General features: G+C 67.8%; 19 protein-coding genes and 1 tRNA gene. 9 read left to right on the forward strand and 11 right to left on the reverse strand.

Features of this window, described 5'->3' with window-relative positions:
• The first annotated feature begins 4 nt into the window (after positions 1–4).
• Positions 5–445: a DUF983 domain-containing protein gene (locus VGN62_RS06225; protein ID WP_327451891.1), complete on the forward strand. Its 441-nt coding sequence runs from the start codon at positions 5–7 to the stop codon at positions 443–445.
• Positions 435–1,805, forward strand: coding sequence for a PLP-dependent aminotransferase family protein (locus tag VGN62_RS06230; protein ID WP_327451893.1), 1,371 nt, complete (start codon positions 435–437; stop codon positions 1,803–1,805). Before VGN62_RS06225 ends, VGN62_RS06230 begins: the two co-directional genes overlap by 11 nt.
• 4 nt (positions 1,806–1,809) lie before the next feature.
• On the opposite strand, the gene VGN62_RS06235 is transcribed toward VGN62_RS06230, so the two are convergent.
• The 7 genes from VGN62_RS06235 to VGN62_RS06265 all read right to left on the reverse strand — a co-directional run bounded on the left by VGN62_RS06235 (position 1,810) and on the right by VGN62_RS06265 (position 11,594).
• A complete protein-coding gene (locus tag VGN62_RS06235) occupies positions 1,810–3,834 on the reverse strand; it encodes a glycoside hydrolase family 97 protein (protein ID WP_327451896.1) in 2,025 nt (674 codons plus the stop codon).
• 81 nt (positions 3,835–3,915) lie between these two features.
• Entirely contained in the window at positions 3,916–5,325 is a 1,410-nt protein-coding gene (locus tag VGN62_RS06240; protein ID WP_327451898.1) for a TolC family protein, read from the reverse strand.
• 11 nt (positions 5,326–5,336) lie between these two features.
• Positions 5,337–8,528 (reverse strand): multidrug efflux RND transporter permease subunit, encoded by a 3,192-nt coding sequence (locus VGN62_RS06245; RefSeq protein ID WP_327451900.1) that lies wholly within the window; start codon positions 8,526–8,528, stop codon positions 5,337–5,339.
• A 131-nt stretch (positions 8,529–8,659) separates the two neighbouring features.
• Entirely contained in the window at positions 8,660–9,931 is a 1,272-nt protein-coding gene (locus VGN62_RS06250; protein ID WP_327451902.1) for an efflux RND transporter periplasmic adaptor subunit, read from the reverse strand.
• Positions 9,932–10,323: 392 nt separating this feature from the next.
• Positions 10,324–10,944, reverse strand: coding sequence for a TetR/AcrR family transcriptional regulator (locus VGN62_RS06255; RefSeq protein ID WP_327451904.1), 621 nt, complete (start codon positions 10,942–10,944; stop codon positions 10,324–10,326).
• Between the two features lie 50 nt (positions 10,945–10,994).
• Complete coding sequence (locus tag VGN62_RS06260; RefSeq protein WP_327451906.1) at positions 10,995–11,375, reverse strand: OsmC family protein; 381 nt, start codon at positions 11,373–11,375, stop codon at positions 10,995–10,997.
• Between the two features lie 145 nt (positions 11,376–11,520).
• A tRNA-Cys gene (locus VGN62_RS06265) sits at positions 11,521–11,594 on the reverse strand.
• Between the two features lie 265 nt (positions 11,595–11,859).
• On the opposite strand from VGN62_RS06265, the gene VGN62_RS06270 reads away from it, so the two are divergent.
• The 3 genes from VGN62_RS06270 to VGN62_RS06280 all read left to right on the forward strand — a co-directional run bounded on the left by VGN62_RS06270 (position 11,860) and on the right by VGN62_RS06280 (position 14,543).
• A complete protein-coding gene (locus tag VGN62_RS06270; RefSeq protein WP_327451908.1) occupies positions 11,860–12,519 on the forward strand; it encodes a protein-L-isoaspartate O-methyltransferase in 660 nt (219 codons plus the stop codon).
• Positions 12,520–12,555: 36 nt separating this feature from the next.
• Complete coding sequence (locus VGN62_RS06275) at positions 12,556–14,043, forward strand: TolC family outer membrane protein (RefSeq protein WP_327451910.1); 1,488 nt, start codon at positions 12,556–12,558, stop codon at positions 14,041–14,043.
• Between the two features lie 104 nt (positions 14,044–14,147).
• Positions 14,148–14,543 (forward strand): DUF2497 domain-containing protein, encoded by a 396-nt coding sequence (locus tag VGN62_RS06280; protein WP_327451912.1) that lies wholly within the window; start codon positions 14,148–14,150, stop codon positions 14,541–14,543.
• Here VGN62_RS06280 and nudC read toward each other — a convergent pair.
• From nudC to VGN62_RS06295, 3 genes are read right to left on the reverse strand one after another with little or no spacing between them, the layout of a single operon-like run.
• On the reverse strand, positions 14,540–15,412 hold the full coding sequence (gene nudC, locus VGN62_RS06285) for an NAD(+) diphosphatase (RefSeq protein ID WP_327451914.1): 873 nt from the start codon (positions 15,410–15,412) through the stop codon (positions 14,540–14,542). The genes VGN62_RS06280 and nudC overlap by 4 nt on opposite strands.
• A complete protein-coding gene (locus VGN62_RS06290) occupies positions 15,412–16,698 on the reverse strand; it encodes a serine hydrolase domain-containing protein (protein WP_327451916.1) in 1,287 nt (428 codons plus the stop codon). Before VGN62_RS06290 ends, nudC begins: the two co-directional genes overlap by 1 nt.
• Positions 16,695–17,735 carry an A/G-specific adenine glycosylase gene (locus VGN62_RS06295; RefSeq protein WP_327451918.1) on the reverse strand — a complete coding sequence of 347 codons (1,041 nt, stop codon included), beginning with the start codon at positions 17,733–17,735 and terminating at the stop codon, positions 16,695–16,697. The genes VGN62_RS06290 and VGN62_RS06295 overlap by 4 nt, the downstream gene beginning before the upstream one ends.
• Before the next feature lie 26 nt (positions 17,736–17,761).
• On the opposite strand from VGN62_RS06295, the gene VGN62_RS06300 reads away from it, so the two are divergent.
• The 4 genes from VGN62_RS06300 (at position 17,762) to smc (ending at position 23,416) form a co-directional block, all read left to right on the forward strand.
• A complete protein-coding gene (locus VGN62_RS06300) occupies positions 17,762–18,334 on the forward strand; it encodes a DUF721 domain-containing protein (RefSeq protein ID WP_327451920.1) in 573 nt (190 codons plus the stop codon).
• A 9-nt stretch (positions 18,335–18,343) separates the two neighbouring features.
• Positions 18,344–19,060 (forward strand): thioredoxin domain-containing protein, encoded by a 717-nt coding sequence (locus tag VGN62_RS06305; protein WP_327451922.1) that lies wholly within the window; start codon positions 18,344–18,346, stop codon positions 19,058–19,060.
• 35 nt (positions 19,061–19,095) lie between these two features.
• Positions 19,096–19,836: a thioredoxin domain-containing protein gene (locus VGN62_RS06310; RefSeq protein ID WP_327451924.1), complete on the forward strand. Its 741-nt coding sequence runs from the start codon at positions 19,096–19,098 to the stop codon at positions 19,834–19,836.
• A 136-nt stretch (positions 19,837–19,972) separates the two neighbouring features.
• Positions 19,973–23,416: a chromosome segregation protein SMC gene (smc, locus tag VGN62_RS06315; RefSeq protein WP_327451926.1), complete on the forward strand. Its 3,444-nt coding sequence runs from the start codon at positions 19,973–19,975 to the stop codon at positions 23,414–23,416.
• A 4-nt stretch (positions 23,417–23,420) separates the two neighbouring features.
• On the opposite strand, the gene ubiA is transcribed toward smc, so the two are convergent.
• The gene (ubiA, locus tag VGN62_RS06320) at positions 23,421–24,329 is read right to left on the reverse strand and encodes a 4-hydroxybenzoate octaprenyltransferase (RefSeq protein ID WP_327451928.1); all 909 of its coding nucleotides are present in this window, start codon (positions 24,327–24,329) and stop codon (positions 23,421–23,423) included.
• Positions 24,330–24,347 lie beyond the last annotated feature (18 nt).

Below are 24,347 nucleotides of genomic sequence, written 5' to 3' on the forward strand. Positions count from 1 at the left end.
AAGAATGACAAGCGGTGACGTCGGCAATGAAAAGCTGCGCTGGATCCTGTGGGCGGGATGGAACGGGAAATGCCCCGAATGCGGCAAAGGCCATATGTTCCGCTCTTGGCTCAAGCTCGCCGAGCGCTGCGAGCATTGCGGGCTCGACTTCAGTTTTGCGGCGCCCGACGACGGCCCCGCCTTTTTTTCACAATGTATAGTCGCCTTTCCGCTGACCTTCGTGATCGTCTGGTTGCAGATCGCCTATAGCCCGCCGCTGTGGGTCCATCTGGTCTTCTCGATCCCGATCATGGTCATCGGCTGCGTGCTGCCGCTGCGGCCGATCAAGGGCTGGCTGGTCGCCTCGCAATATGTGAACAAGGCGCAGGAATCGGGGACCGAGCATCTGTGGGCGAAACTGAATGCACGCGAAAGGCACGAGGCGGACAAGCGGCGTGGCGAGTGACGCATGGGCGCCCGATATCGCGGGCGCCGCGGGTCCCAAATATAAAGCGGTGACCGCGGCGATCTCCGCCGCGGTTGCGCGCGGCGAGCTGCGGCACGGCGACCGCCTGCCGCCGCAGCGCGACCTTGCCGCGCAGCTCGGCATCGACCTCACCACCGTGACCAAGGCGTATGACCTCGCGCGCCAGCGCGGCCTGATCGTCGCGCGCGGCCGCGCCGGCAGCTTCATCAGCGAGGATGCGCGGACGGGCGAGATCGCGACCGCAGCACAGAGCGACATCGCGATGAACAGCCCGCCGATCGCGGCCGGAAGCCAGCTAGTCGAGGCGATGACCGCAGCGCTCGCTACCTTGGCGCGCGGCGACGGCCTCGCGCGGCTCCATTACCAGCGGCCGGGCGGCAGCGCCGCCGATCGCGAGACCGGCGCCGCATTGCTGGCGCGCACGAGCCTTGCGTCCGACGTCGAGCAGATCATCGTCGGCGCGGGCGCCCAAAACGGGCTGCACGCAATCGCGTCGACGATCCTGAAGCCCGGCGACCGCGTCGCGTGCGGGCTTTATGTCTATCCGGGCTTTCGCGCGATCGCGCGCCGGATCGGTGTGACGCTGGTCCCGCTCGCGGCGATGACCGCCGACGCGCTGGAGGCGGCACACGCCGACGCGCCGCTGCGCGCGCTGTATGTCGTCCCGACCAACGACAACCCGACCGCCGTGACGATCCCACACGCCGAACGAAAGGCCATCGCAGCATGGGCGCGGGATGCGGGCGTCCAGATCATCGAAGACGACGCCTACGGCCTGCTGCCAGACGCGCCCCTTCCCGCGATCACAAGCTTCGCGCCCGAAATCGGCTGGTATGCCGCAAGCATGGCAAAGATCGTCTCGCCCGCGCTGCGCGTCGCCTTTGTCCGTGCGCCAGGCGTCGCGCAGGCGATGCAGCTCGCATCCTTCCAGCACGAAAGCGCAGTAATGGCGCCGCCGCTCAACGCCGCGATGATCTCATTGTGGCTAGCCGACGGACGCTTCGACGCGCTGGTCGGCGCGGTACGCAAGGAAGCGGCGTGGCGGCAAAAACTCGCGCACACGGTGCTCGGCGAGACGCGCCACACCGCGCACCCGCAGGGCTATCACCTCTGGCTGCCGCTCGCCGAAGACAGCCATCCCGACACGCTCGCCGCCGCGCTCGCACTCGACGGGCTGTCGGCGGTGCCGTCGGACCGCTTCGCGGTGGCCCCGGAGACACCGAAAGCGATGCGCATTTCGCTCGGCGGGACGATCGATCGCCGCACCTTGTCGCGCGCGCTGCACCGCCTCGCCGCACATCTCTGGTCGCCCGAAGGCGCAACGAGCGATATCGTCTGACGCACTATTTCCCCAGATGGAGGCGCATCGCCGCGCCGCCGCCGGGCGCCAGCCAGAGCTTGTAAGTGTCGCCCTTCTGCACCCGGATCGTTTCATATGCGATCCGGTGCCGCGCATCGGTCAGGTAAGTGGCACCTTCGCCGTCCCGGTAAATCGTCGCGGTGTAATTCCTGCCCGCCTCAAGGAAGTCGAAGTTCAGCGTCAGCGTCCGCGCGGTGCCGTCGTTGACCCCGCCGACATACCAGTCGGCGCTGGCGCGGTCCTTGCGCGCGAAGATCGCATAATCGCCCACTTCGCCCGCGATCAGCCGGCTCTCGGCCCAATCGGTCGGCACCTGCCCGATGAAGGCGAGTTCGCGCGGATACTTCGCCAGATTCTCGATCCGGTCGGCCGCCATCTGCACCGGCGAATAGATGGCGAGATAGAGGCCGAGCTGCTTCGCCAGCGTCGAGGCCATTGGCACCTCGTTCGACCCCGCGAGGCTCAGCACGCCGGGCGTATAGTCCATCGGCCCCGATAGCATCCGCGTATAGACGAGCGTCGGTTCATGGTCGGGGCCGCCGTTCGCAAAGGCGCTCCAGCTGTTATATTCCATGCCGCGCGCGCCTTCGCGCGTTATCGCATTCGGCCAGGTGCGACGAAGGCCCGTATCCTTGACGGGTTCGTGCGCGTTGACCGCAATGCGATATTTCGCCGCCGTATCGACGACGCGCTGGTGGTGGCGCACCTGCCACTGGCCGTCGTGCCACTCCCGGCGCGTCGAGCCCGGCGTATCGCCCGGCGCAATGATGCCGCCCGCATCGGCGACATAGCCCGTCTTCACCGACGTGACGCCGAGCCGCCCGTAAAGCTTCATCGCATCGTCGAGCTGCGCCTCGTAATTGGCGACATGGCCGTTGGTTTCATGGTGCCCGATCAGCGTCACGCCCTTCTTGCGCGCATAGTCGGTGATCGCCTTCAGATCGAAGTCCGCTGCGGGCTGCGTGAAGTTGAACAGACCTCCGTTCCAGCCGGTGTTCCAGCCTTCGACCAGCACCCCGCCAAAGCCGTGCTTCGCGGCGAAGTCGACATATTGCTTCGCGCGCGCCGTCGTCGCGCCATGATTCGGCCCCTCGCCCCAGCTCCACGGCCCGCGGATCATGCCCCACCAGATGCCGATATATTTCATCGGCTTCACCCAGCCGACATCGCCGAGCCGGTTCGGTTCGTTGAGGTTGAGTTCGAGATCGCTTGCCACCAGCCCCGCCGCATCGTCGGCGATGCGGATCGTGCGCCAGGGCGTCGCGAACGGCAGGTCGCGCACGACGCGCGGTCCGCCCGACGAGGGCGACAATGTCGCACGGAACTTGCGGCCCTCGGCGCGCTTCAGCCACATCGCCGAATAATCGACGAGCGCGGCCTCGTGGAAAGCAAGGTGCGTGCCGTCGTCGAGGCGCATCGTGATCGGCGTGTGCGCGGTCGCCACGCCGTCGATCGGCGTCTTCTGGTAAATCTGCTCGTAGCGGTTCCATTCGCCGCCAGTGATCCACCAGGCGGTGCCGGGCGACGCGATGTCGAATTCGGTGATCTCGTCGGCGATGCGGGCGGTCTTCATCGCCGGCTGTTCGGGCAGTTCGTAGCGAAAGCCGATGCCGTCGTCGAAGAGGCGGAAGCGGACATTCATCAGATGCCCGCCGCGGCTCTCGTGCTGGCGAAAGCGGACGAGGAGTTCGTTGTGATGATCGCGGACGAACCGGCGTTCGCCCCACGGTAGTTCCCATGTCGCATCGCCCTTGCCGCGCTCGGCGCCGTCGATTCGGAAACCACGCTGGAGCGCGGCGCCGTCGGTGAGCAGGAAGCCGAGACTCGACGGCGCGATGAGCAGCTTGCCCTTGCGCGACAATGACCAGATCGGCCGCTCGTCATTATCGGTCGAGACGGTGAGGACGATGCTGCCGTCGGGCGATACCGCCGTCTCCGACGAGCGTGCTTGCTGCGCCGACACCGAGGTCGTGGCGAGCAGCAATAAAGCGGCCAACAGGCTCCGCATGATTTCTTCCTTCGTGGATCAGCCGGGGCAGGCATCTATCCCGGCTAATCCACGACTTGGCAAATCATGCAGACGTATGGATCAGCTCGACCAGCCGCCCGCGAGCGCGCGGAACAGTGCGATCTGACGGCGCGAAATCTGGCCGTCCTGCGCAGCGAGCACCGCTTCGGTCTCGGCGAACGTGCGTTCGGCGTCGAGCCATTCGAGCGAGTCCGACGCGCCTTCCTGCCGCTTTGCGCGCACTATCCGTGCCGCGCGTTCGGCCTGGTCGCGCGCGGCGCGCAGCGCCTGACGCTGCTCGAGCGACCGCGCGTAGGAAGACAAGGCTGTTTCGGTTTCCTCGAGCGCGCGCAGTACCGTGCCGTCGAATTCGGCGAGCGATGCCTGCGTGTCGGCCTCGGCCGCCGCGATTCGCGCCCGCGCGGGTTCCTGATTGGGGAAGGCCCAGTTCAGGAGCGGCCCGAGCAGCCAGCGGATCGGACCACCGCCGAATATGTCGCCGAAGCCCGATCCGGTCGAGCCGGCCGAACCGCCGAGCGTGATACGCGGATAAAGGTCCGCCGTCGCGACGCCGATACGCGCCGTATCGGCGGCGAGACGGCGCTCGGCGGCGCGAATGTCGGGACGGCGCTTCAGCAGCGCCGCCCCATCACCGACTGGGATCGGGTCGGTGATCTCGAGGCTGATGTTGCGATCGCCCGCGATGGCGGGGAGCGCAGCGGGCGCACGACCGGTCAGGGTCGCGAGGCGGAACAAAGCCGCCTGCCGCTCGGCCTCGATGGAAGGAATGTCGGCTGCGCGCTGGTCGCGCAGCGTCGTGATGCGTGCGAGGTCGAGCCCCGTCGCCATGCCGACCTCCTTGCGCCGCTCGGTCAGCTTCACCTGCTGACCCAGCAGGTCGACGATCCGCCGCGCGACGTCGAGCCGCGCGGCGCCGGAGGCAGCGTCGGCATAGGCCTGCGTCGTGTCGGCGGCGACGATGACGCGGACCGCATCGGCATTGGCTTCGGCGGCTGCGGCATCGCCCCGCGCGGCCTCGATCGAACGGCTGACGCGGCCGAACAGGTCGACCTCGTACGAGACGTTGATCCCGACATCGACCGCCCAGTCCTCGCGATCGGCCCCCGGCACGCGCTGGCCTTCGGGGCTGCGGCCGTAATTGGCGCCCGCACCGATCTCGCCCTGCGGCAGACGGTCGGCGCGCGCGCCGCGCAAGGATGCGCGGGCACGGGCGATATTCGCCACCGCGACGCGGACGTCGGTGTTGCTGGCCAGTGCATCGGCGACGAGCCCGTCGAGCACGGGATCGTCATAGAGCCGCCACCAGTCGCCCGCGACCGGTGCGAGCGAGACTGCGGGGCTGTTCGCCGAAACGAACGGCCCGGTCGCGACCGGCGCCGAGGCCGACTTGGGCTCGGCATAGTTGGGACCAACCGCGCAGGCGGCGAGCGCGAGCGCCGAGGCGGCGGTGAGGATATTGCGAAGGATCATGATCTGGCTCCTTATTCCGCCGGGACCGGCAGCGCGGTCCCGTGGCCGTCCGACCCGCGCCGCGCACGGCGTGCAGCCGACCATTGGCTCAGCGCGCGCGCGACGACGTAGAAGGTCGGGGTGAAGATGAGGCCGAACGCCGTCACGCCAAGCATGCCGAAGAAGACGGCGGTGCCGAGCGCCTGGCGCAGTTCCGCCCCCGCCCCGCTCGCGATTAGCAGCGGCACCGCGCCGAGGATGAAGGCGAAGCTGGTCATCAGGATCGGGCGCAGACGGTCGCGCGCGGCGCGCACCGCGGCCTCGACCGGCGACAGCCCGTCTTGTTCCTCGGCCTGCTTGGCGAATTCGACGATCAGGATCGCGTTCTTCGCCGCAAGTGCGATGAGCACGACGAGCCCGATCTGCGTCAGCACATTATTGTCCATACCGCGCAAATTTACGCCAACCATCGCCGCGAGCAGACACATCGGCACGATGAAGATGATCGCCAGCGGCAGCATCAGGCTTTCATATTGCGCCGCGAGCACGAGGAAGACGAAGACCACCGCGAGCGCGAAGACAATCCCCGCGGTATTCGCCGCCGCCTTCTGCTGGAAGGCAATGCCCGTCCATTCGGTGCCGTAACCCGCGGGCAGCGAGTCCGACGCGAGCTTTTCCATCGTCGTCAGCGACGCGCCCGACGACGAACCCGGCGCGGTGTCGCCGTCGATCTCGACCGCGGGAAAGAGGTTGTAACGCGTCACGCGATACGGCCCCGTGCGGTCCTCGAAGTTCGCGACCGACCCGATCGGCACCATCGCGCCCGAATCGGACCGTGTGCGAAGGTTCGCGATATCGGCAACGGTCTGGCGATACGGCGCATCGGCCTGTGCGGTCACGCGATAGGTCCGGCCGAGCAGGTTGAAGTCGTTGACGAACGCCGAGCCCAGATAGACCTGCAGCGCCTCGAACACCCGCTCGGGCGGGACGCCGAGCGCATTCGCCTTCGCTCGGTCGATGTCCGCGAAAACACGCGGATTGGTCGGGTCGAAGAAGGTGAAGACGTTCGCGAGCCCGGGCGTTTCGTTCGCCTTGCCGATCAGCTTGTTCGTCTCGTTCGCGAGCGCCGCATAACCATGGCCGCCGCGATCCTGCACGACCATCCGGTAACCGCCGGCCGAACCGATCCCCTGGATCAGCGGCGGCGGGATGATCACGATCTGCGCATCGGTGATGTCGGCGGTCCGCTTGTGCGCCTCGGCCATGATGTCCTCGAAGGTCACGCCGAGCTTTTTCCGCTCTTCAAACGATTTGAGCGGAAAATAGGCGGCAGCCGAGTTCGGCGCGAGCGTCTGCGACGGGCCGTCGAAGCCCGCGAGCATCACCGAGCCGAGAACGCCCTCGACCGGCAGCACGCGCGCGGCGACCTTTTTCAGCACCGCGTCGGTGCGCTCGACCGACGCCCCCGAAGGCAGTTTGGCGACGACGAGGAAATAGCCCTGGTCCTGTGCGGGAATGAAGCCGGTCGGCGTCGCCCAGAACAGGCCCGCGGTCGCGGCGATGAGGCCCGCATAGGTTACCATCATCTTCTTCGGCGCGCGCACCAGCCGGTCGGTGAGCTGCGCATAGCCGTCGCTCATCCGTTCGAAACCGCGGTTGAACGCATCACCCGCGCGGCGAAGATATTGCATGCCCTTGCCTTCGTTCGCCGGCGCCGAATGGCCGCGCAGCAGGATCGCCGCGAGCGCGGGCGACAGGGTCAGCGAAAGGACGAGCGAGATGATCGTCGCGGTCGAGATCGTCACCGCGAACTGCTGGTAGAAGGCGCCCGACAGACCGGTGAGGAACAGCGTCGGCACGAACACCGCGCAGAGCACGAGCACGATGGCAACCAGGGCGCCCGACACCTCGTCCATCGAGGTGCGCGCCGCTTCGAGTGCGGACATCCCCTTTTCGAGGTTGCGCTCGACATTTTCGACAACGACGATCGCGTCGTCGACGACGATGCCGATCGCCAGCACCAGCCCGAATAGCGACAGATTGTTGAGGCTGTAGCCGAACCCCGCGAGCACGACGAAGGTGCCGATCAGCGAAACCGGGATCGCAAGCACGGGAATGATCGCCGCGCGCCATTTCTGCAGGAACACGAGGATGACGATGACGACGAGGATCACGGCTTCGAGCAGCGTGTCCATCACCGCGTCGATCGACTGGGCGATGAATTCGGTGGGGTTGTAAATGACGCGATATTCGAGCCCCTTGGGAAAGCTCTTCGATGCCGCCGCCATTTCGGCCTCGACCGCCTGCGCCGCAGCAAGCGCATTCGATCCGGGGCGCTGGAAGGTGGCGAGGATGACCGTGGGGTCGCCCGGCAGATAGGTGTTCGAATTATAGTCCGACGCGCCGAGTTCGACGCGCGCAACGTCGGACACGCGAACCTGCCGCCCGTCGGCATCGCTGCGGATCACGATATTGGCGAAATCCTTCGGGTCGGTCAGGCGGCCCTGCGTTTCGACGTTGAGCTGGAAACTGCTGCCATTGGCATAGGGCGGCTGGCCAAGCGATCCCGCCGCGACCTGCACATTTTCACGGCGCAGCGCAGTAACGATCTCGCCCGCGGTCAGGTCGAGCGCGGCGGCGCGGCCGGGGTCGATCCACACGCGCATCGCATAATCGCGGTTGCCGAACAGCCGAACGTCGCCGACCCCGTCGATACGGGACAGGCGATCGCGGAGCTGGGTCAGCGCATAGTTGGAGATATAGGCGCGATCGAGCGACTTGTCGGGCGACACGAGGTTCACGATCAACAGGAAGTCGGGCGAGGTCTTGCGCGTCACGACGCCGAGGCGCTGCACCGTTTCGGGCAGGCGCGGGGTCGCGATCGCGACGCGGTTCTGCACCAGCACCTGCGCAGCGTCGAGATCAGTGCCGATCTTGAAGGTTGCGGTGATCGTGACGACGCCGTCGCCGGTCGACTGGCTGCTCATATAGAGCATATTGTCGACGCCGTTGATTTCCTGTTCGATCGGCGCCGCGACCGTTTCGGCGACGGTTTCGGCCGACGCGCCCGGATAGGTAGCGGTTACCGTCACCGTCGGCGGGACGATGTCGGGATATTGCGAGACGGGCAGGCCGATATAGGCGACCGCACCGACGATGGTGATGATGACGGCGAGCACGGCAGCAAAGATCGGCCGGTCGATGAAAAAGCGGGATAGGCGCATGGGAGAGCCCCTGTCTAGAAATTGACCTTCGGAATGCGAGCGCCTCCGTCATCCCGGCGCAGGCCGGGATCTCGACGTCAGCAAATCAACGCTCCCCTGAGATCCCGGCCTGCACCGGGATGACGAAACTGTTATCTTGCGAATGTCACCTGCGCCGACACCGGTTCGGCCGCGGCAGCCGCGCCCTGCTTCGGCGCCACCGCGGCGATCTTGCCGGGTTTGGTCACGGCCTTTTCGCCGGGACGCGCGAACTGGTATCCGGCGATCACGACGCGGTCGGTCGGCGCCAGCCCCGCGCGGATGACGCTGAGCCCGTCGACTTCGGGACCGAGCTCGACCGGCTTTGCGGCGACCATGCCGTCCTTGCCGACGACATAGACGATCTTGCGCGCCTGATCGGTCTGGACCGCTGCGGCGGGGATCAGCAACGCGCGGGTTGTCTGGCCGGTCGACAGGCGCATGTTGCCGAACATGCCGGGGGTCAGGAACATTTCGGGGTTTGCGAAGCGGCCGCGGGCGCGGATCGTGCCCGAACGCGGATCGAGGCCGTTGTCGGTGAAGTCGAGCTGACCCTTCCAGCGATAGTCGCCTTCGTCCTGCAAACGGACCTCGATCGCCGCCGACTTGTCGCCGCCCTCGCGCTTGGTCTTGAGGAACAAAGCTTCGGAACCCTGGAACGTGAAATAGATCGGGTCGAGCGCGTTGATCGTCGTGAGCAAGGTGCCGCCGGCATCGCCCGCCGATACAAGGTTGCCCGCATCGATCTGGCGATCCGAAATGCGGCCGCTCAGCGGCGCGCGGACGGTCGTGAACTCGACGTCGAGCGCGCGGGCCGCGATGCGGGCATCCGCCCCGGCCAGCGCCGCATTGGCGGCATTGACGCGGGCACGGAGGCGGTCGATCTCGCTCTGCGAGACCGCCTCGACATCGACGAGCCGCCCGGCGCGTTCGAGTTCGAGCCGTGCGAGCGCGAGGTCGCTGCGCGCGCTCGCTGCCGACGCGCGTGCTTCGGCGAGCGCGGCGCGATAGGGACGGGGGTCGATGGTGAAGAGCGGCTGGCCCTGGCGTACGATCTGGCCGTCGGTGAAGTGGATCGCGGTGATCGCGCCCGAGACGCGCGGACGCACCTCGACCGCTTTCGACGCTTCGAAACGGCCGATATAGTCGTCCCACAGCGTCACATCGCGCGCGATCGGCGCCGCGACGGTGAGCACCGGCGCGGGGGCAGCAGCGGCCGGGGGCGGACCATCGCGCAGCAGCCACCAGGCGCCGACGACGAGTATGAGGAACGCCCCGATCCATGCGGCGCGGCGGCCGCGGCCGGGATGGAGCAATGTTTTGAGTTCGCGGCGGACCTTCGCGTCAGCGGGGTCGAGCTTTTCGATCGGGGTGTGGACGGTCATCGGATGCCCTCTTCTCTAATTATTCGGTTCGGCCGCGCGCGGGGCGCAGCGGGTCCCGGCCCCGAAAGCGCGTGCCTTCGGTCCAGTCTCGAAACAGTCCTTGTTGCTGGACGGCCCTCTTCGAAGAGGACGACCGCCCCTCCGGCCGCCCGCATCGAAGATGCGCGCGCCGGCTCCCTGTTATGCCTTGCGGGCGAGCGCCAACGAGCGCCCGACCGGAACAAGACCCGCTCCCGGGAAAATAATCGGTGATGAAGGTTCCGACCGCCGCATGATCCAGATCATGCGGCGGTCGGTCTCGGGGGAGAGCCTATCTTTGTATACTAGGCGGTATATAAGTCATGCTGCGCTGCGTCAACCGCATTCTGTACCGGGCAGTAAAAATTTTTCTACTAGCGCCCCGGCCACAGCTTCAGGCTGGTTTCGACGAGCCGTTCGAGCTCAGCGCGCGTCGCCCCTGCGCCCGCCTGCACCGACATGCCCTGGTTCACTGCGGTCAGGAAAGCGGCAAGGCCTTCGGCGTCGGTATCGGGCGGGAAATCACCCTCTTCCTTGGCACGCGCGAAGCGTTCGAGCATCGCCCGCTTCGCCGCCGCGCCGCGTTCGAGTACGGCCTGGCGAATACATTCGGCCTCGGCCCCGCACGCCACAGACGTGATGACGCCCAGGCAGCCGTTCGGATTTTCGGGGCAGGTGTACATGTCGAGCGCGCCATACATCAGCCGCTCGGCGACGCCGCGCGCGGTCGGTGCGTCGAGCGCTGCGTGCATATAGTCGGCCTTTTCGCGCTCATAGAGATCGAGCGCCTTGTTGAAGAGCGCCTCCTTGTTGCCGAAAGCGGCATACAGACTGGGCTTGGTGATCCCCATCGCTTCGGTCAGGTCGGCCATCGAGGCGCCTTCATAACCCTTCGACCAGAAGACGCGCAGCGCCGCGGCCAAGGCCGCATCGACGCAAAATTCGCGCGGGCGGCCCTTGTGCGACGGGGCGACGGGGGCGGTTTCGATTTCCATAACGTCTGGTATATAAGTGGTCGATTGCAACTTGTCCAGTGGCGCGCCGGTCAGGCGAGCCGCGTGTCGATCGGCAGCCCGCCCTTCAGCGTGAGCGTTACCGGCGTGCGCTCGGCGATGTCGGCCATCCGCACCTTTTGCTCGTCATCGAGCCCGACGATCGTAAGGACCCGGTCGATCCTGAGCCCGCCCTGATTTTGGAGTCGTAAGCCGACCTCGACCGATTCCATCGGCCATTCCTTGCGATCGGCATACATGCGCAGCGTGATCGCGGTGCAGGCACCGAGCCCGGCGAGCAGGAAGTCATACGGCGCAGGCCCGAGATTCTGCCCACCCAGCCCCGGCCCCTCGTCGCCGACCAGGTCATGCCCGCTCACATTGATTTCGGTGCGATAATGATCGTTGCCGATGCGGGCCGTACCATGAGCCATATTGCGCGTCCTTTCCGATGGGCGGATAGCGCCAATATTCCGGGCCGCTGCCGAAACGGCAAGTGGAAACCCGACCCGTCAGGCTGTCGTCAAGAAACGACGCTAGGACATCCATGGCGTCGGTTTGAACAGGGGGAGGGAAATGTGGAGGCCCGAGCCGGAATCGAACCGGCGTGCGCGGATTTGCAGTCCGCTGCGTCACCACTCCGCCATCGGGCCTCATGCCGAACGCCGGGCCGCATATGCGGGCCGGCCGGGTGTGGAACGGCGCCGCTAGTGAGGGGGTTTCGCCGCCTTGTCAAGGATTCGCCGGAACGGCGCTGCGATGGGCCCCGCACCGCGCGATGCGGGGTTGGCGCCACCCACGTTGACAGCTATGCGCGGCGGCGATGCGGCTGCGGGGCTGTATTACTATTGCAATACAGCATTGCTTCGGCTAGAGCTGCTCCGCAAAGGTTCATGCCCAGAGAATCGGAAAAGGCTGATGGCGACGAAGTTTAGCGAAATCACGGCGGCGGAGATGCGCTCCGCCATGATCGACAGCCAGCTCAGGACCAACGACGTCATCGACCCGGCCGTGGTCGGCGCGATGGGCGCGGTCGCACGCGAGGCGCATGTCCCCGCCGCGCTGGCCAGCGTCGCCTATATGGACCGCGCGATCGCGCTCGGCCAAGGCCGCGCGCTCAACGCGCCGCTCGTCACCGGCCGGATGCTGGTCGCCGCAGCGATCCGTCCCGGCCAACGCGTGCTGCTGGTCGGCAGCGCGACGGGCTACACCGCCGCGCTGCTCGCGCAGCTTGGCGCCGAGGTCACCGCGGTCGAGGAAGCAAGTGAGCTGATGGCCGCAGCGCAGGCCGCAACGAACGACACGATCCGCTGGGTCGAAGGTCCGCTGAGCGCCGGCGCGCCCGATGCCGCGCCGTTCGACCGCATCATCGTCGAAGGCGCGATCGAAACGCTGCCCGACACGCTCGTCCACCAGCTCGCCGAGGGCGGCCGGCTGGTCGCGGCGCAGCGCGACGGCGCGGTCACCCGGCTGGTCGAAGGCGTGAAGACCGGCGGCACGGTCACAATGCGCAGCTTTGCCGACATGGACGTCGCCCCGCTGCCCGGCTTTGCCGCCCCGGCGGGTTTCCGGTTCTGAAGGCCCCACCCCTCCTTGTTTCAGGCTGACACCACGATGATCGATACCGATAAGAAACAGACTCTTCGTCGTGCCCGCTGGCTTGCCGGTCTCGCGGCCGGCGCCCTGATGCTGCCCGGTGCGGCGCAGGCCGAAACATTGCAGGACGCGCTGGCCAAGGCGTATGAAAATAATCCGACGCTGACGGCCGCGCGCGCCGGACAGCGCGCGAACGACGAAAATGTCCCGATCCAGAAGGCATCGGGACTGCCGTCGGTCGGCGTCAGCGTCGACTTTCAGGAAAATCTGGTCGTCCCCGGCAACAGTTTTTTCACGCCGGGCCGTTCGCTATCGACCGGCGCGCAGCTTTCGGTGCCCATCTATCAGGGCGGCGCGGTGCGCAATGCCGTCAAAGCGGCAAAATTCCGCGTCGAGGCCGGACAGGCCGACCTGCGCGCCACCGAAGCGAGCGTCTTTTCGCAGGTCGTCGGCGCCTATATGGACGTCATCCGCGACATCGCGATCGTCCAGCTCAACCAGAAGAATGTGTCGGTCCTGCGCACCAACCTGCAGGCGACTAGCGACCGGTTCGAGATCGGCGACCTGACGCGCACCGACGTCGCCCAGTCGGAGGCCCGGCTCGCGCTGGCCGAAGGCGATTTGCGCACCGCCGAATCGAACCTGATCCGCAGCCGCGAATCCTATATCCGGCTCGTCGGCGACGCCCCCGTGGATCTGCAACCGCCGCCGGTCCTGCCGAACCTGCCCGCGACGGGCGAAGAAGCGGTGGCGATCGCGCTCAACCACAATCCCGATATCGAGGCCGCGAACCAGCGCCTTAGCGCCTCGCGCGCCGATATCGGCGCCGCGCAGGCGACGCGCGCGCCCAAAGTGTCGGCGACGGTCACCGGCGGCTATAACAACAATCTGAATTCGATCCCCGCGGGCAATACGACGTCCGAGAATACGACGACGAGCACCATCGCCGGCGTGTCGATGACGCTCCCGATCTTCCAGGGCGGCCGCGCCTCGGCGCGCGTACGCCAGGCACAGGCCCAGACGAGCCAGGCGATCGAAAATTATGTCGCGATCGAACGCGATGTGATCGCGCAGACGCGCGGTGCCTATGCCGCATGGCAGGCGAACGAACGCATCATCGCCGCGACGCAGCAGGCGGTGAGCGCGAACGGCCTGTCGCTCGAAGGCGTGCGCGCCGAAAACAGCGTCGGCACCCGCTCGATCCTCGACATTTTGAACGCCGAACAGGAATATCTGAACACGCAGGTCCAGCTCGTGTCGGCGCGGCGCAACTCCTATGTCGCAGCCTTTTCGGTCCTCGCCGCGATGGGCAAGGCCGAAGCGCGCGATCTCGGCATCGAGGGCGGCGCGCTGTACGACCCCGAGGTCAATTATCGCCGGGTGAAGGGCGAAATCTGGGATTGGGCCGACGATCCGGCGCCGCAGCAGGTGGCGACCGATACCAAGGCCGTTCCCGCCGCCACCGCCAGCGTCCCCGCCTATGTCGAGGTCGGGCCGAAACAATAGGGCTTGGCAAGATACGACCCGAATCGGTAAGAAGTCGGTTAACCATCCGGTAATCGCGATGGTTTAGGGGGTTTGGTATGGGCGATATGTCGCGGGAACCGTCGATGGAAGATATCTTGTCGTCGATTCGGCGCGTGATCGCGCGGGATGAAACGCCGGGTTCGGTGCGCGAGCTTCGCGTTCCCGAAGCTGACGATATTCTCGACCTTCAGGACGAAGAAGACGCCGCTGCCGAAGCCGTGCCCGCAACCGACGACCTCGTCTCCGACGCCAGCGCCGACGCGGCGCGCCAGTCACTCGAAGCGCTGACCGCGGCGGTTGCGCCTGCGGTTACCGCCGCAACCGTTGCAGCCCCGACCGTCGCCGGCCGCACGATGGAAGATGTCGTCCTCGACGCGCTACGCCCGATGCTCAAGGACTGGCTCGACACCAACCTGCCCTCGCTCGTCGAAGCGATGGTGGCGAAGGAAATCAGCCGGATCACCGGCAAGCGCTTCTAACCCGCCGCCCATTCTTCCAGCAGGTGGCGCGCGATCGCCAGCGGCGGCGGCGCCATGAACGGCGCACCCATGTCGCCGGCCAGCGCGGCGCGCACCTCGGCCCGGTCGACCCACATCGCCGCCTCGATTTCGGTCGTGTCGAGCGTCAGCGCGGGATCGTGCGCGACCGCGCGGCAACCGATCATCAGCGACGAGGGAAAGGGCCAGGGCTGGCTCGCCACATAGCTGACGCCCGAAACGCGGATACCCGCTTCTTCCCACAGTTCGCGCGCGACGGCCTCCTCGAGCGATTCGCCGGGTTCGACGAACCCCGCGAGCGCCGAGAAGAAGCCCGGCGGGAAACCCGGCTGGCGCCCAACGAGCACGCGGCCCTCATATTCGGCGAGCATGATCACGACGGGGTCGACGCGCGGAAAATGTTCGGCGTTGCAGCTGTCGCAGCGCCGGCCCCAGCCGCCACGGAACAGGCCGGTCGGCGCCCCGCACACCGCGCAGAAACGGTGCCGCGCGTGCCAATCGACGAGGCTGCGCGCGCCGCCGTACAGCGCCGCTTCCGCGGCCGAGAGCAAGGGAAGCAGCCGCATCACGGTGCGCGACCGTGCGTCGATTCGCGCACCTGCGGGCGCTTCGCGGACGAAATGCGGGATGCCGGCGTCGTCGATGCCGAGCAGCATCAGCGCACGGTCATCGGCCGGGTCGAGCGATTCCCACCGCAGCCCGCCGCCCTCTCCCGGCACGAAATCGATGCCGTCGAGCAGCAGGCAGCGCGCGCGCGGGTCGGCGACGGCCTCCGCGAACCGTGCCGCGTCGGTGCGAAGCTGGTCGGCGCGGTCGAGCCACGCCCCGGTAAAGCCGAGCGGAAGCGGCATCAGGCCATCACGTCCTTGAAAAAAGTCTCACCGAACTTGTTCTGGAACGGCACCGCGTCGGGCGGCATGATCTGCGTATAACCCGCGGCGCGATAGCCGAGTTTGCGGTGCACGAAGCCGATCGTCCCCGCAGCGCCCGCCCAGCCGAAAATCCCCTCGCCGCCCGGCGAGGTCGGGAGCGACACGCGGCCGCCCGCGCCAAAGCCCTGCCCGTCGATGAAGGTGCCCTTGCGGTCGACGCTGTCGGCGATGAGGTTCGACATCGCAAGCCGCGCGGTCTCGGGCTTCATCACGCGTTTCCCGCCCGTCGCGCCTTCGCCGAGCAGCATCGCGAGAAAGCGGTCATAATCGCGCGCGCTCGACACGAGCCCGCCGCCGCCGAACGGATAGGGCGGCGGGTCGAGATAGATCGAGCTTGTCGCGGGATCGAAGGGAATCAGCGCGCCGCCGAAGGGCGCATAATTGCTCGTGAAGCGCCCGACGTCCTTCGCGTTCACCATGAAGCCCGTGCTCGTCATGCCGAGCGGGTCGAACAGCCGCGCCTTGAGGAACGCGTCGAACGGCTGCCCCGACACGACCTCGATCAACCGCCCCATCAGGTCGAGGCTGATCGAATAGCTCCATTTGGTGCCGGGCTCATAGACGAGCGGCAGCGCCGCGAGCCGGTCGGCCATGACGGCGAGGCTGGGTGCAGGCGTCACCGGCGCGAGCCCCGGGATCGGCAGGCGGCTCGCCTGCCCGCCGACGATGCCCGCGTCGTCATAGGCCTTTTTGATCGGCCCCTTCTGGATGATGTTATAGCCGAGCCCCGCCGTGTGGGTGAGCAGCTGGCGCACCGTGATCGGCCCCTTCGCGGGCCGGACATCGGTGATCGACCCGTCGGGCGTATTCTGAACCTTCACGTTCGCGAAGGCGGGCAGGAAATCGGCGATCGGCTGATCGAGCTTCATCTTGCCGTCCTCGATCAGCAGCATGGCGGCGGTACCCGTGACTGGCTTGGTCATCGAATAGAGACGCCACAGCGTGTCGGGACCGACCGGCGTCGCCGAATCGTTCGACTGAACCCCGGCGCCGAGGAACAGCGGCGCCTCCTGCCCCTTGCCGATAGCGGCGAGCGTACCCGCGAGTTCGCGCCGCTCGACGAAGCCTTTGATGAACGCGTTGGTCGCGGGATAGAGCGCGGCGCCGTCGGCCTTCCACGCGAGCGCGGCGCGCGGCAGCAGCGCCGCGGCGCCGCCCAGCGCCATCCCGCCCATCAGCGCGCGGCGCGAAACCATCATGTTCATGCGTCTCTCTCCAGCATCTTGTCGGTCAATTTGCGATAGAGCGTCGGCAGCCCCGCCGCGTCAAGGTCCGCGATCGGCCACCATTCGCCTTCCGCTGCGGCATCGGGGACTTCGCGCCGCACCAGGGTCAGCGTCAGGTCGAAATGGGTGAAGCCATGGTCGACGCTGGTGATTCCCGACTCGGCGGGACGCGCGTCGGTCCAGTCGCCGCCGGGCAGCGCACGCATCCCGCCGAGCATGCCCTTGTCGGGGCGGCGGACCAGCCAGATGGCCGCATCGCGCTCGATCCAGTGCGCGAGGCCGTGGCGATGCGGCTTCGCCTTTTTCGGCGGCTTGACCGGCAGGCGCTCGACGTCGGCGCGCCCGCGCGCGTGGCAATCGGCCATCAGCGGGCAGATCGCGCACGCCGGTGCGCGCGGCGTACAGATGGTTGCGCCCAGATCCATCAGCGCCTGCGCGAAATCGCCCGGCCGGCCCGCCGGCACCAGCGGCGCCAATGCCACGCGAATCTCGCGCTTCGCCATCGGCAGCGGCGTCTCGATCAGGCGGTGACGCGCGATCACGCGCTCGATATTGGCGTCGACGACCACCGCCGGACGGCCAAAGGCGATCGCCGCGACCGAGGCGGCGGTATAATCGCCGATCCCCGGCAGCGCGCGCAGCGCCGCCTCGCTATCCGGAAAACGTCCGCCATGGTCGCGAACGACCGCGCGCGCGCATGCGAGCAGGTTGCGCGCGCGGGCATAATAGCCAAGCCCCGCCCACGCCGCCATGACGTCGGCATCGTCGGCCGCGGCGAGATCGGCGACCGTCGGCCAGCGGCTGGTGAAGCGCGCAAAATAACCCACGACCGCGGCGACGGTGGTTTGCTGGAGCATCACCTCGGCCAGCCACACGCGATAAGGGGCGGGAACGGCGTCGCTCCCCGGCGCGATACGCCAGGGCAGCTCGCGCGCGGCGCGGTCGTACCAGCCAAGCAGGCGGGCGGCGAAGTCGCCCGCGACGCCGTCGATGATGCTGGAAGTCTGGACGCTCACCCCCCGCCTATGGCATGGCGCCGGGCATGGCGAAAGACGCGGGAGAGAATGGGCCGGCCAAAAAGGTCGGGGCCAAGGGCAAGGCGAAATCCGCCAAGCCCGCCGCGCGTCCCTACGAGCGCCCGCGCGGCGGCGAGGCGCGCTCGATTTCCGACCTCGTCCCCGAAATCGGCCGCACCGCCTTTCGCAAATTCGGGTTCATCCAGTCGTCGGTGGTCAGCCGCTGGCGCGAGATCGTCGGCGACCGGCTCGCCGACGTCACCCAGCCCGCAATGATCCGCTTTCCGGCCGGCCAGAAAGCGGGCGGCACGCTGCACCTCACGATCAGCGGCGCGCATGCGCCGATGCTCCAGCATGTCGCGCCCGACATCGTCGCCGCGGTCAATCGCTTCTTCGGCTATGCCGCGATCGCCGGCGTCCGCATGACGCACGGACAGGTCACCCCCGCCCCGCCCGTTCAGCCGCCGGCAATGCTCAAGCCCGTACCCGCCGAACTGGGGGATAGCCTGCGCGACATCGGCGACCCGGAACTGCGCACCGTGCTCGAACGCATGGCGGCAGGGCTGGCGACGCCGCCCAAGCTTCCCCGTATCAGCTAGGAAAGACGGATGTCCGCTTTTGACGACCCGCTTCTCGATCGCCGCACCGCGGTGCTGGCGCTTTCGGGCGCCGCGCTGACACTGCTCGCCGCGACGCCCGCCAAGCCCGCGGCCTGGTCGCAGACCGTCACCACCAGCCCGATCGGCGCCTTCCTCGTCGGCAACCCCGACGCCAAGGTGCGGCTCGTCGAATATTTCAGCTACACGTGTCACGTCTGCGCCGATTTCGCGAAAGCGGGCTCGCTGCCGCTCAAGACGCAATATGTCGATCGCGGGCTCGTCCTGTTCGAATATCGCAACCTCGTTCGCGACCCGGTCGACATGACCGCGGCGCTGCTCGCGCGCTGCGGCGGACCCAAGGCCTTTGCCGGCAATCACCAGGCGATCTTCGCCGCCTTCCCCGCGCTCATCGCCAAGATCCAGCAGGCCACCGAGGCGCAAACGAAGAGCTGGTTCGAGGGCACCACCGGCGAACGCGCGCGCAAGATCGCCGCCGGTACCGGCCTCGCCGCGCTGATGCGCGCCCGCGGCTACACACAAGCCCAGATCGACGCCGCGCTCGACAGCGAGGTCGCACAGGCCGAACTGACCGGCATGACCAACATCGGCCTCAACGCCGATCGTGTCCAAGGCACGCCCAGCTTTTTCGTCAACGGCCGCAACGCCGGTGTGACCGCATGGCCGGCGCTCAAATCGAAACTCGACCTTGCACTCAAGGCCTCGTAAAAGCCCCGCATTCCCTTCCGTGGAGAAAGAATGACATGACCGCATCGCTTCGTATCGCCCTTCTGTCTTCGTTCGGCGCGCTCGCCCTTGCCGGTTGCGGCGGCGGCGCAACCGACCAGAGCAAGGAGCAGGAGGTCGTCGCCAAGGTCGCGCCCCCTGCCGGCAAGAGCTGGTCGCAGGTCGTGCGCGTCGACGGCGATGGCGTCGTGATGGGCAACCCCGACGCGCCGATCAAGCTCGAGGAATATGGCGCCTTCACCTGCGGCCATTGCGCCCAGTTCGCCAAGGATTCGCACGAAGAGCTGAAGCGCGATTTCGTCGACACCGGCCGCGTGTCGTACAAGCTGACGCCGTTCATGCTCCACCCGGTCGACGCGATTTCGGGCGCCATCGTCAAATGCACCGGCCCCGACCGTTTCTTCCCGCTCGCCGATGCGACTTTCCTCGAACATGAAGCCTTCATCGCGGGTGCGTCGAAGCCGCAGCCGGGGATCGAAGAAGCGATGAAATTGCCGCCGGCACAGCGCTTCACCGCGCTCGCCAAGGGCTGGGGCATCGACCAGTTCTACCAGCAGCGCGGCGTCCCCGCCGCCACGATCCAGCAGTGCCTTGCCAAGGTCGAAAATGTCGAGGCGATCGAGAAGGGCACCAACGCCGGGGTCGAGAAATATCAGATCACGGGTACGCCGACCTTCATCATCAACGGCCAAGTCGCCGAAGGCGTTGCTTCGTGGGGCCCGCTGCGCGACCGCCTGCGCACGATGGGCGCGCGCTGATCCTGATTTGAAGCAAGGGGCGGGCGAAACCTGCCCCTTGCGACTCCCCCGGCCACGCGGCATGACGGTTCGCAGGGGGATATGTGACACCAAGGTTGCACCAGCTCCGATTCGACGCGCTGCACGGGGATAGCCCGTGCAGATAAAGCGGCTGCGCCTGACCGGTTTCAAAAGCTTCGTCGAACCCACCGAATTGCGCATCGAACCCGGGCTGACCGGAGTCGTCGGCCCCAATGGCTGCGGCAAGTCGAACCTGCTCGAAGCGATCCGCTGGGTGATGGGCGAATCATCGCCCAAATCGATGCGCGGCGGCGGGATGGAGGATGTCATCTTCGCCGGCACCTCGTCGCGCCCAGCCCGCGATTTTGCCGAGGTCGCGCTGCATTGCGACACCGAAGGCGCGCTTGTTGCAGGGCTGTCCGACGGCGGCGACGGCGACGATCTGGAAGTGATCCGCCGTATCGAGCGCGGCGCGGGCAGCGCGTATCGCGCCAACGGCCGCGACGTGCGCGCCAAGGATGTCGCGCTGATCTTTGCCGACGCCGCGACCGGCGCGCACAGCCCTGCGCTGGTCAGCCAGGGCAAGATCGCCAATGTCATCGCGGCCAAGCCGACCGATCGCCGCGCGATGCTCGAGGAAGCGGCCGGCATCGCCGGGCTCCACGTGCGCCGCAAGGACGCCGAGCAAAAGCTGCGCGCGACCGAAACCAACCTCACCCGCCTTTCCGAAATCGTCGCCGACATGGAGGTGCGCGCCAACGCGCTGCGGCGGCAGGCGCGTGCGGCGGAGAAGTATAAGAAACTCTCCGACGATATCCGCGTCGCCGAAGGGCGGCTGATCTATGCGCGCTGGCGCGACGCCGCCGCCGCCGCCGATCAGGCGCGCCGCGATGCCGATGCCGCCGAAGCCGCGGTGAAGACTGCGCAGGACGAACTCGAAACGATATCGAAGGCACAGGCCGAGGTTGCGACGCGCGTCGCTTCGGCGCGGAGCGATGCGCAGGCGCAGCGCGATGCGCTCGCCGAAGTCACCGCGACGCAAGTGCGCTTGCAGGGCGAGGAGCGTGCGGCGCTACAACGGCTCGAAGATCTCGCGACGCAGCAACGGCGTATCGCCGACGACCGCGCGCACGAGGGCGAGCTTGCGCGCGAAGCGCATGCCGCACTGACCGCACTCGACGCCGAAACGAAATCGCTCGCGAACGACATCGCCGGACACGACGCCGGAAAAGCCGCGCTCGCCGAAGCCAATCTCGCAGCGCAAGCACGCCTTCGCGATGCCGAGGTCGCGCTGGCGCAGGCGCGCGCCAAGGCGGCAAGCGAGGCGGCCGACCGGCGCATCGCGGTGTCGGCGCGCGACGGCGCCGAAGCCGCCGTGCGCCGCGTTGCAGGCGACAAGGCCCGTGTCGACGCCGATATCGCTGCGCTTGGCGACAGCGCCGCGCTCGCCGCGACGCATGCCGAAAGCGTGAAAGCCGCCGAAGCCGCCGAAACCGCTATCGGGGCGGCCGAAACCGCGCTGCAAGAGGCCGAGGCGGATCGCGAAGCGGTCGCCGCCGAACTCACCGGAATCGAAAAGGGCCTCGCCGAGGCACGCGCCGCGCTCGCCGCGCTCGAAGGCGAGGCATCGACGCTCGAACGCGCACTCGCCGCCGCGCGAAGCGACGAAAGCCGCGTCCTCGACCAACTTCGCGTCGCCCCGGGTTATGAAGCCGCGCTCGCCGCCGCGCTCGGCGACGATCTCGACGCGGGAACCGACAAAGATGCCCCGCGTAGCTGGGGCGGCGCCGATACGGCGAAGGGCGACCCGCCGCTGCCCGCGGGGACGAAGCCGCTCGCAGAATTTGTGCAGGCGCCCGTCGCGCTCGCACGTCGTCTCGCACAGGTCGCGGTGGCCGATACCGACGGCGGACAGCCGCTCGCGGTCGGCCAGCGTCTCGTCACGATCGATGGCGTGATGCGCCGCTGGGACGGCTTCGTCACGCGCGGCGACGGCGCGACCGCGACCGAACGGCTGCAACGCCAGAACCGCCTCGACGCGCTCGCCGCGCAGCGCCCGCAGGTCGAACTGGGCGTGCAGGAACTCCGCGACCGCCGCGACGCCGCCTCTGCAAAGGCGTCCGAGCTGACCGCAGCCGCGGCCGCCGCACGCAAGGCGCTCGCCGCGGCCGATGAAGCGCGCCGGGCCGCGCTGCGCGCCGCCGACCAGGCACAAGCCGCGCTCGACCGCCACCGCGACGCCGCAGCACTGTTCGACCGCCGCCTTGCCGAGATCGCCGAAGCCGCCAAGGAGGCGGCCGAAACGCTGTCGACACACGAAGCCGCGCTCGCCGCGCTGCCCGACGACAGCATCGCGCGCGCCGCGCTCGAAGCCGAAGAGCAAGCGGCCGAACGCGCACGCACCGATGCCAGTACCGCGCGCGATGCATTGGCGGCGCACGAGCGCTCCCTCGCCGGCCTCAGCGAACGGCAGGCGGTCGTCAGCGCCGAGATCAAAAGCTGGAAAGCCCGCGCGGGTGAAGCCGCGCGGCGCGTGACCGAAATGGACAAGCGTGCCGACGCGCTCGCCGCCGAAGCCGCCAAATTGGCCGACGCGCCCGCCAAGCTTGCCGAACAGCGCGCCGCCGCCGAGGCGCAGCAGGAGGCGCTGCGCGACAAGGTCGCCATGGCCGAAGCGCAGGAACGCGCCGCCGAAGCCGCGCTGCGCGAGGCCGAAACCGCACTTAATGCGATCCGCGAGCGCGTTTCCGCCGCGCGCGAGACCCGCGCCGGGGCGATCGCGCGCTCCGAAAATGCCGAGCTGCGCCGCATCGAAATGGGGCGCCTGTCGGGCGAACGTTTCGAATGCCCGCCGCCGCTGCTGCCGCAAAAGGCCGGGTTCGAAAGCGCAAGCGTCGGCGACGCCAACGCCGAATCGGCGCAACACGACCGGCTGATCGCCGACCGCGAACGGCTCGGTCCGGTCAATCTCGTCGCCGCCGACGAACTGGTCGAACTCGATAGCGAGCGCGAGAAGAACGCCGCCGAGATCGAGGAGCTGACGCAGGCGGTCCACCGCCTCCGCGGGTCGATCGGCAATCTCAACCGCGAGGGCCGCGTGCGCCTGCTTGCGGCGTTCGAGGCGGTGAACACCCATTTCCAGCGCCTGTTCACCACCCTGTTCAACGGCGGGCAGGCGCATCTCGAACTGGTCGATTCGGACGACCCGCTCGAGGCGGGACTCGAAATCATGGCGCAGCCGCCGGGCAAGCGGCTCGGCACGCTCACCCTGCTGTCGGGCGGCGAACAGGCGCTGACCGCGGTCGCGCTGATCTTTGGCCTGTTCCTGACCAACCCCGCACCGATCTGCGTCCTCGACGAGGTCGATGCGCCATTGGACGACGCCAATATCGAGCGTTTCTGCGACCTGCTCGACCGCATGGCGCGCGAAACCAACACACGCTACCTGATCGTCACCCACAATGCGGTGACGATGGCGCGCATGCACCGCCTGTTCGGGGTGACGATGGTCGAGCGCGGGGTGAGCCGCCTCGTTTCGGTCGACCTCGGCGGCGCCGAAGAACTGCTCGCGGCCGAATAGGCGGCTAGGGCGCGCTGCCGACCACCAGCATCGCGGCAAAGATCAGCAGGCCGGCAAAACGGTTGCTGCGGAACTTCGCGAGCGCATCCTCGCCATTCGCGGGGTCGAGCGTCACCACCTGTCCGGTGAGGTGCACTGCGGCGGGAAGCAAGGCCACCAACACCAGCGGGTCGGGCCGCACCGCCCACAGCGCGCCGCCCCAGCAAGCGAGCGCAACCGCGTAGCACATCGCGACGCCGCCCTTCACATGGCGTCCCATCGCGCGCGCGCTCGACTTCACGCCGATCAGCATATCGTCCTCGATATCCTGGAGCGCATAGATGGTGTCGTACCCGATCACCCACGCGATGCACCCGGCGTAAAGCAACGGCAGCGCCAGCCCGTCCTGCCCGCCGACCGCGACCCACGCGACGAGCGCGCCCCAGCTGAAGACGAGGCCCAGCCACGCCTGCGGCCACCAGGTGATCCGCTTCATGAACGGATAGCCGGCGACGAGGATCAGGCTCGCCAGCGCGACAATCTGTGCCGGACGCGGCAGTTGGAGCAGCACGAGCAGGCCGACGAGCGAGAGCAACAGGGTCCACAGCAGGGCGTTCCGTACCGACACCGCGCCGCTCGCGACCGGGCGCGACGCGGTGCGCGCAACCTTCGCATCGAGGTCTCGGTCGACGATGTCGTTATAGACGCAGCCCGCGCCGCGCATCGCGATCGCGCCGATCAAGAACCAGAGGAACAGCGGCCAGTGGCTGATCGCGCCGCCGCCGAGCGCCAGCGCCCACGCGCACGGCCAGTAGAGGAGCCACCAGCCGATGGGCCTGTCGAAGCGTGCGAGCAGCGCATAGGGCCGCGCTGCGGACGGCAGCAGGGCCACGAAACCGCGAAGCTGGCTGTCGGGAGGATGTGTGGCAGTCATCGGCAGCGGCGCGTGTAG

The organism is Sphingopyxis sp., from assembly GCF_035998905.1.
Taxonomy (GTDB): Bacteria; Pseudomonadota; Alphaproteobacteria; order Sphingomonadales; family Sphingomonadaceae; genus Sphingopyxis.

Bases quoted from the DNA above. Each gene is read 5' to 3' on its own strand.
- VGN62_RS06225 (WP_327451891.1), top strand. From the start codon at position 5: ATGACAAGCGGTGACGTCGGCAATGAAAAGCTGCGCTGGATCCTGTGG.
- VGN62_RS06235 (WP_327451896.1), bottom strand. From the start codon at position 3,834: ATGCGGAGCCTGTTGGCCGCTTTATTGCTGCTCGCCACGACCTCGGTG.
- VGN62_RS06240 (WP_327451898.1), bottom strand. From the start codon at position 5,325: ATGATCCTTCGCAATATCCTCACCGCCGCCTCGGCGCTCGCGCTCGCC.
- VGN62_RS06245 (WP_327451900.1), bottom strand. From the start codon at position 8,528: ATGCGCCTATCCCGCTTTTTCATCGACCGGCCGATCTTTGCTGCCGTG.
- VGN62_RS06250 (WP_327451902.1), bottom strand. From the start codon at position 9,931: ATGACCGTCCACACCCCGATCGAAAAGCTCGACCCCGCTGACGCGAAG.
- VGN62_RS06255 (WP_327451904.1), bottom strand. From the start codon at position 10,944: ATGGAAATCGAAACCGCCCCCGTCGCCCCGTCGCACAAGGGCCGCCCG.
- VGN62_RS06260 (WP_327451906.1), bottom strand. From the start codon at position 11,375: ATGGCTCATGGTACGGCCCGCATCGGCAACGATCATTATCGCACCGAA.
- VGN62_RS06270 (WP_327451908.1), top strand. From the start codon at position 11,860: ATGGCGACGAAGTTTAGCGAAATCACGGCGGCGGAGATGCGCTCCGCC.
- VGN62_RS06275 (WP_327451910.1), top strand. From the start codon at position 12,556: ATGATCGATACCGATAAGAAACAGACTCTTCGTCGTGCCCGCTGGCTT.
- VGN62_RS06280 (WP_327451912.1), top strand. From the start codon at position 14,148: ATGGAAGATATCTTGTCGTCGATTCGGCGCGTGATCGCGCGGGATGAA.
- nudC (WP_327451914.1), bottom strand. From the start codon at position 15,412: ATGCCGCTTCCGCTCGGCTTTACCGGGGCGTGGCTCGACCGCGCCGAC.
- VGN62_RS06290 (WP_327451916.1), bottom strand. From the start codon at position 16,698: ATGAACATGATGGTTTCGCGCCGCGCGCTGATGGGCGGGATGGCGCTG.
- VGN62_RS06300 (WP_327451920.1), top strand. From the start codon at position 17,762: ATGGCGAAAGACGCGGGAGAGAATGGGCCGGCCAAAAAGGTCGGGGCC.
- VGN62_RS06305 (WP_327451922.1), top strand. From the start codon at position 18,344: ATGTCCGCTTTTGACGACCCGCTTCTCGATCGCCGCACCGCGGTGCTG.
- VGN62_RS06310 (WP_327451924.1), top strand. From the start codon at position 19,096: ATGACCGCATCGCTTCGTATCGCCCTTCTGTCTTCGTTCGGCGCGCTC.
- ubiA (WP_327451928.1), bottom strand. From the start codon at position 24,329: ATGACTGCCACACATCCTCCCGACAGCCAGCTTCGCGGTTTCGTGGCC.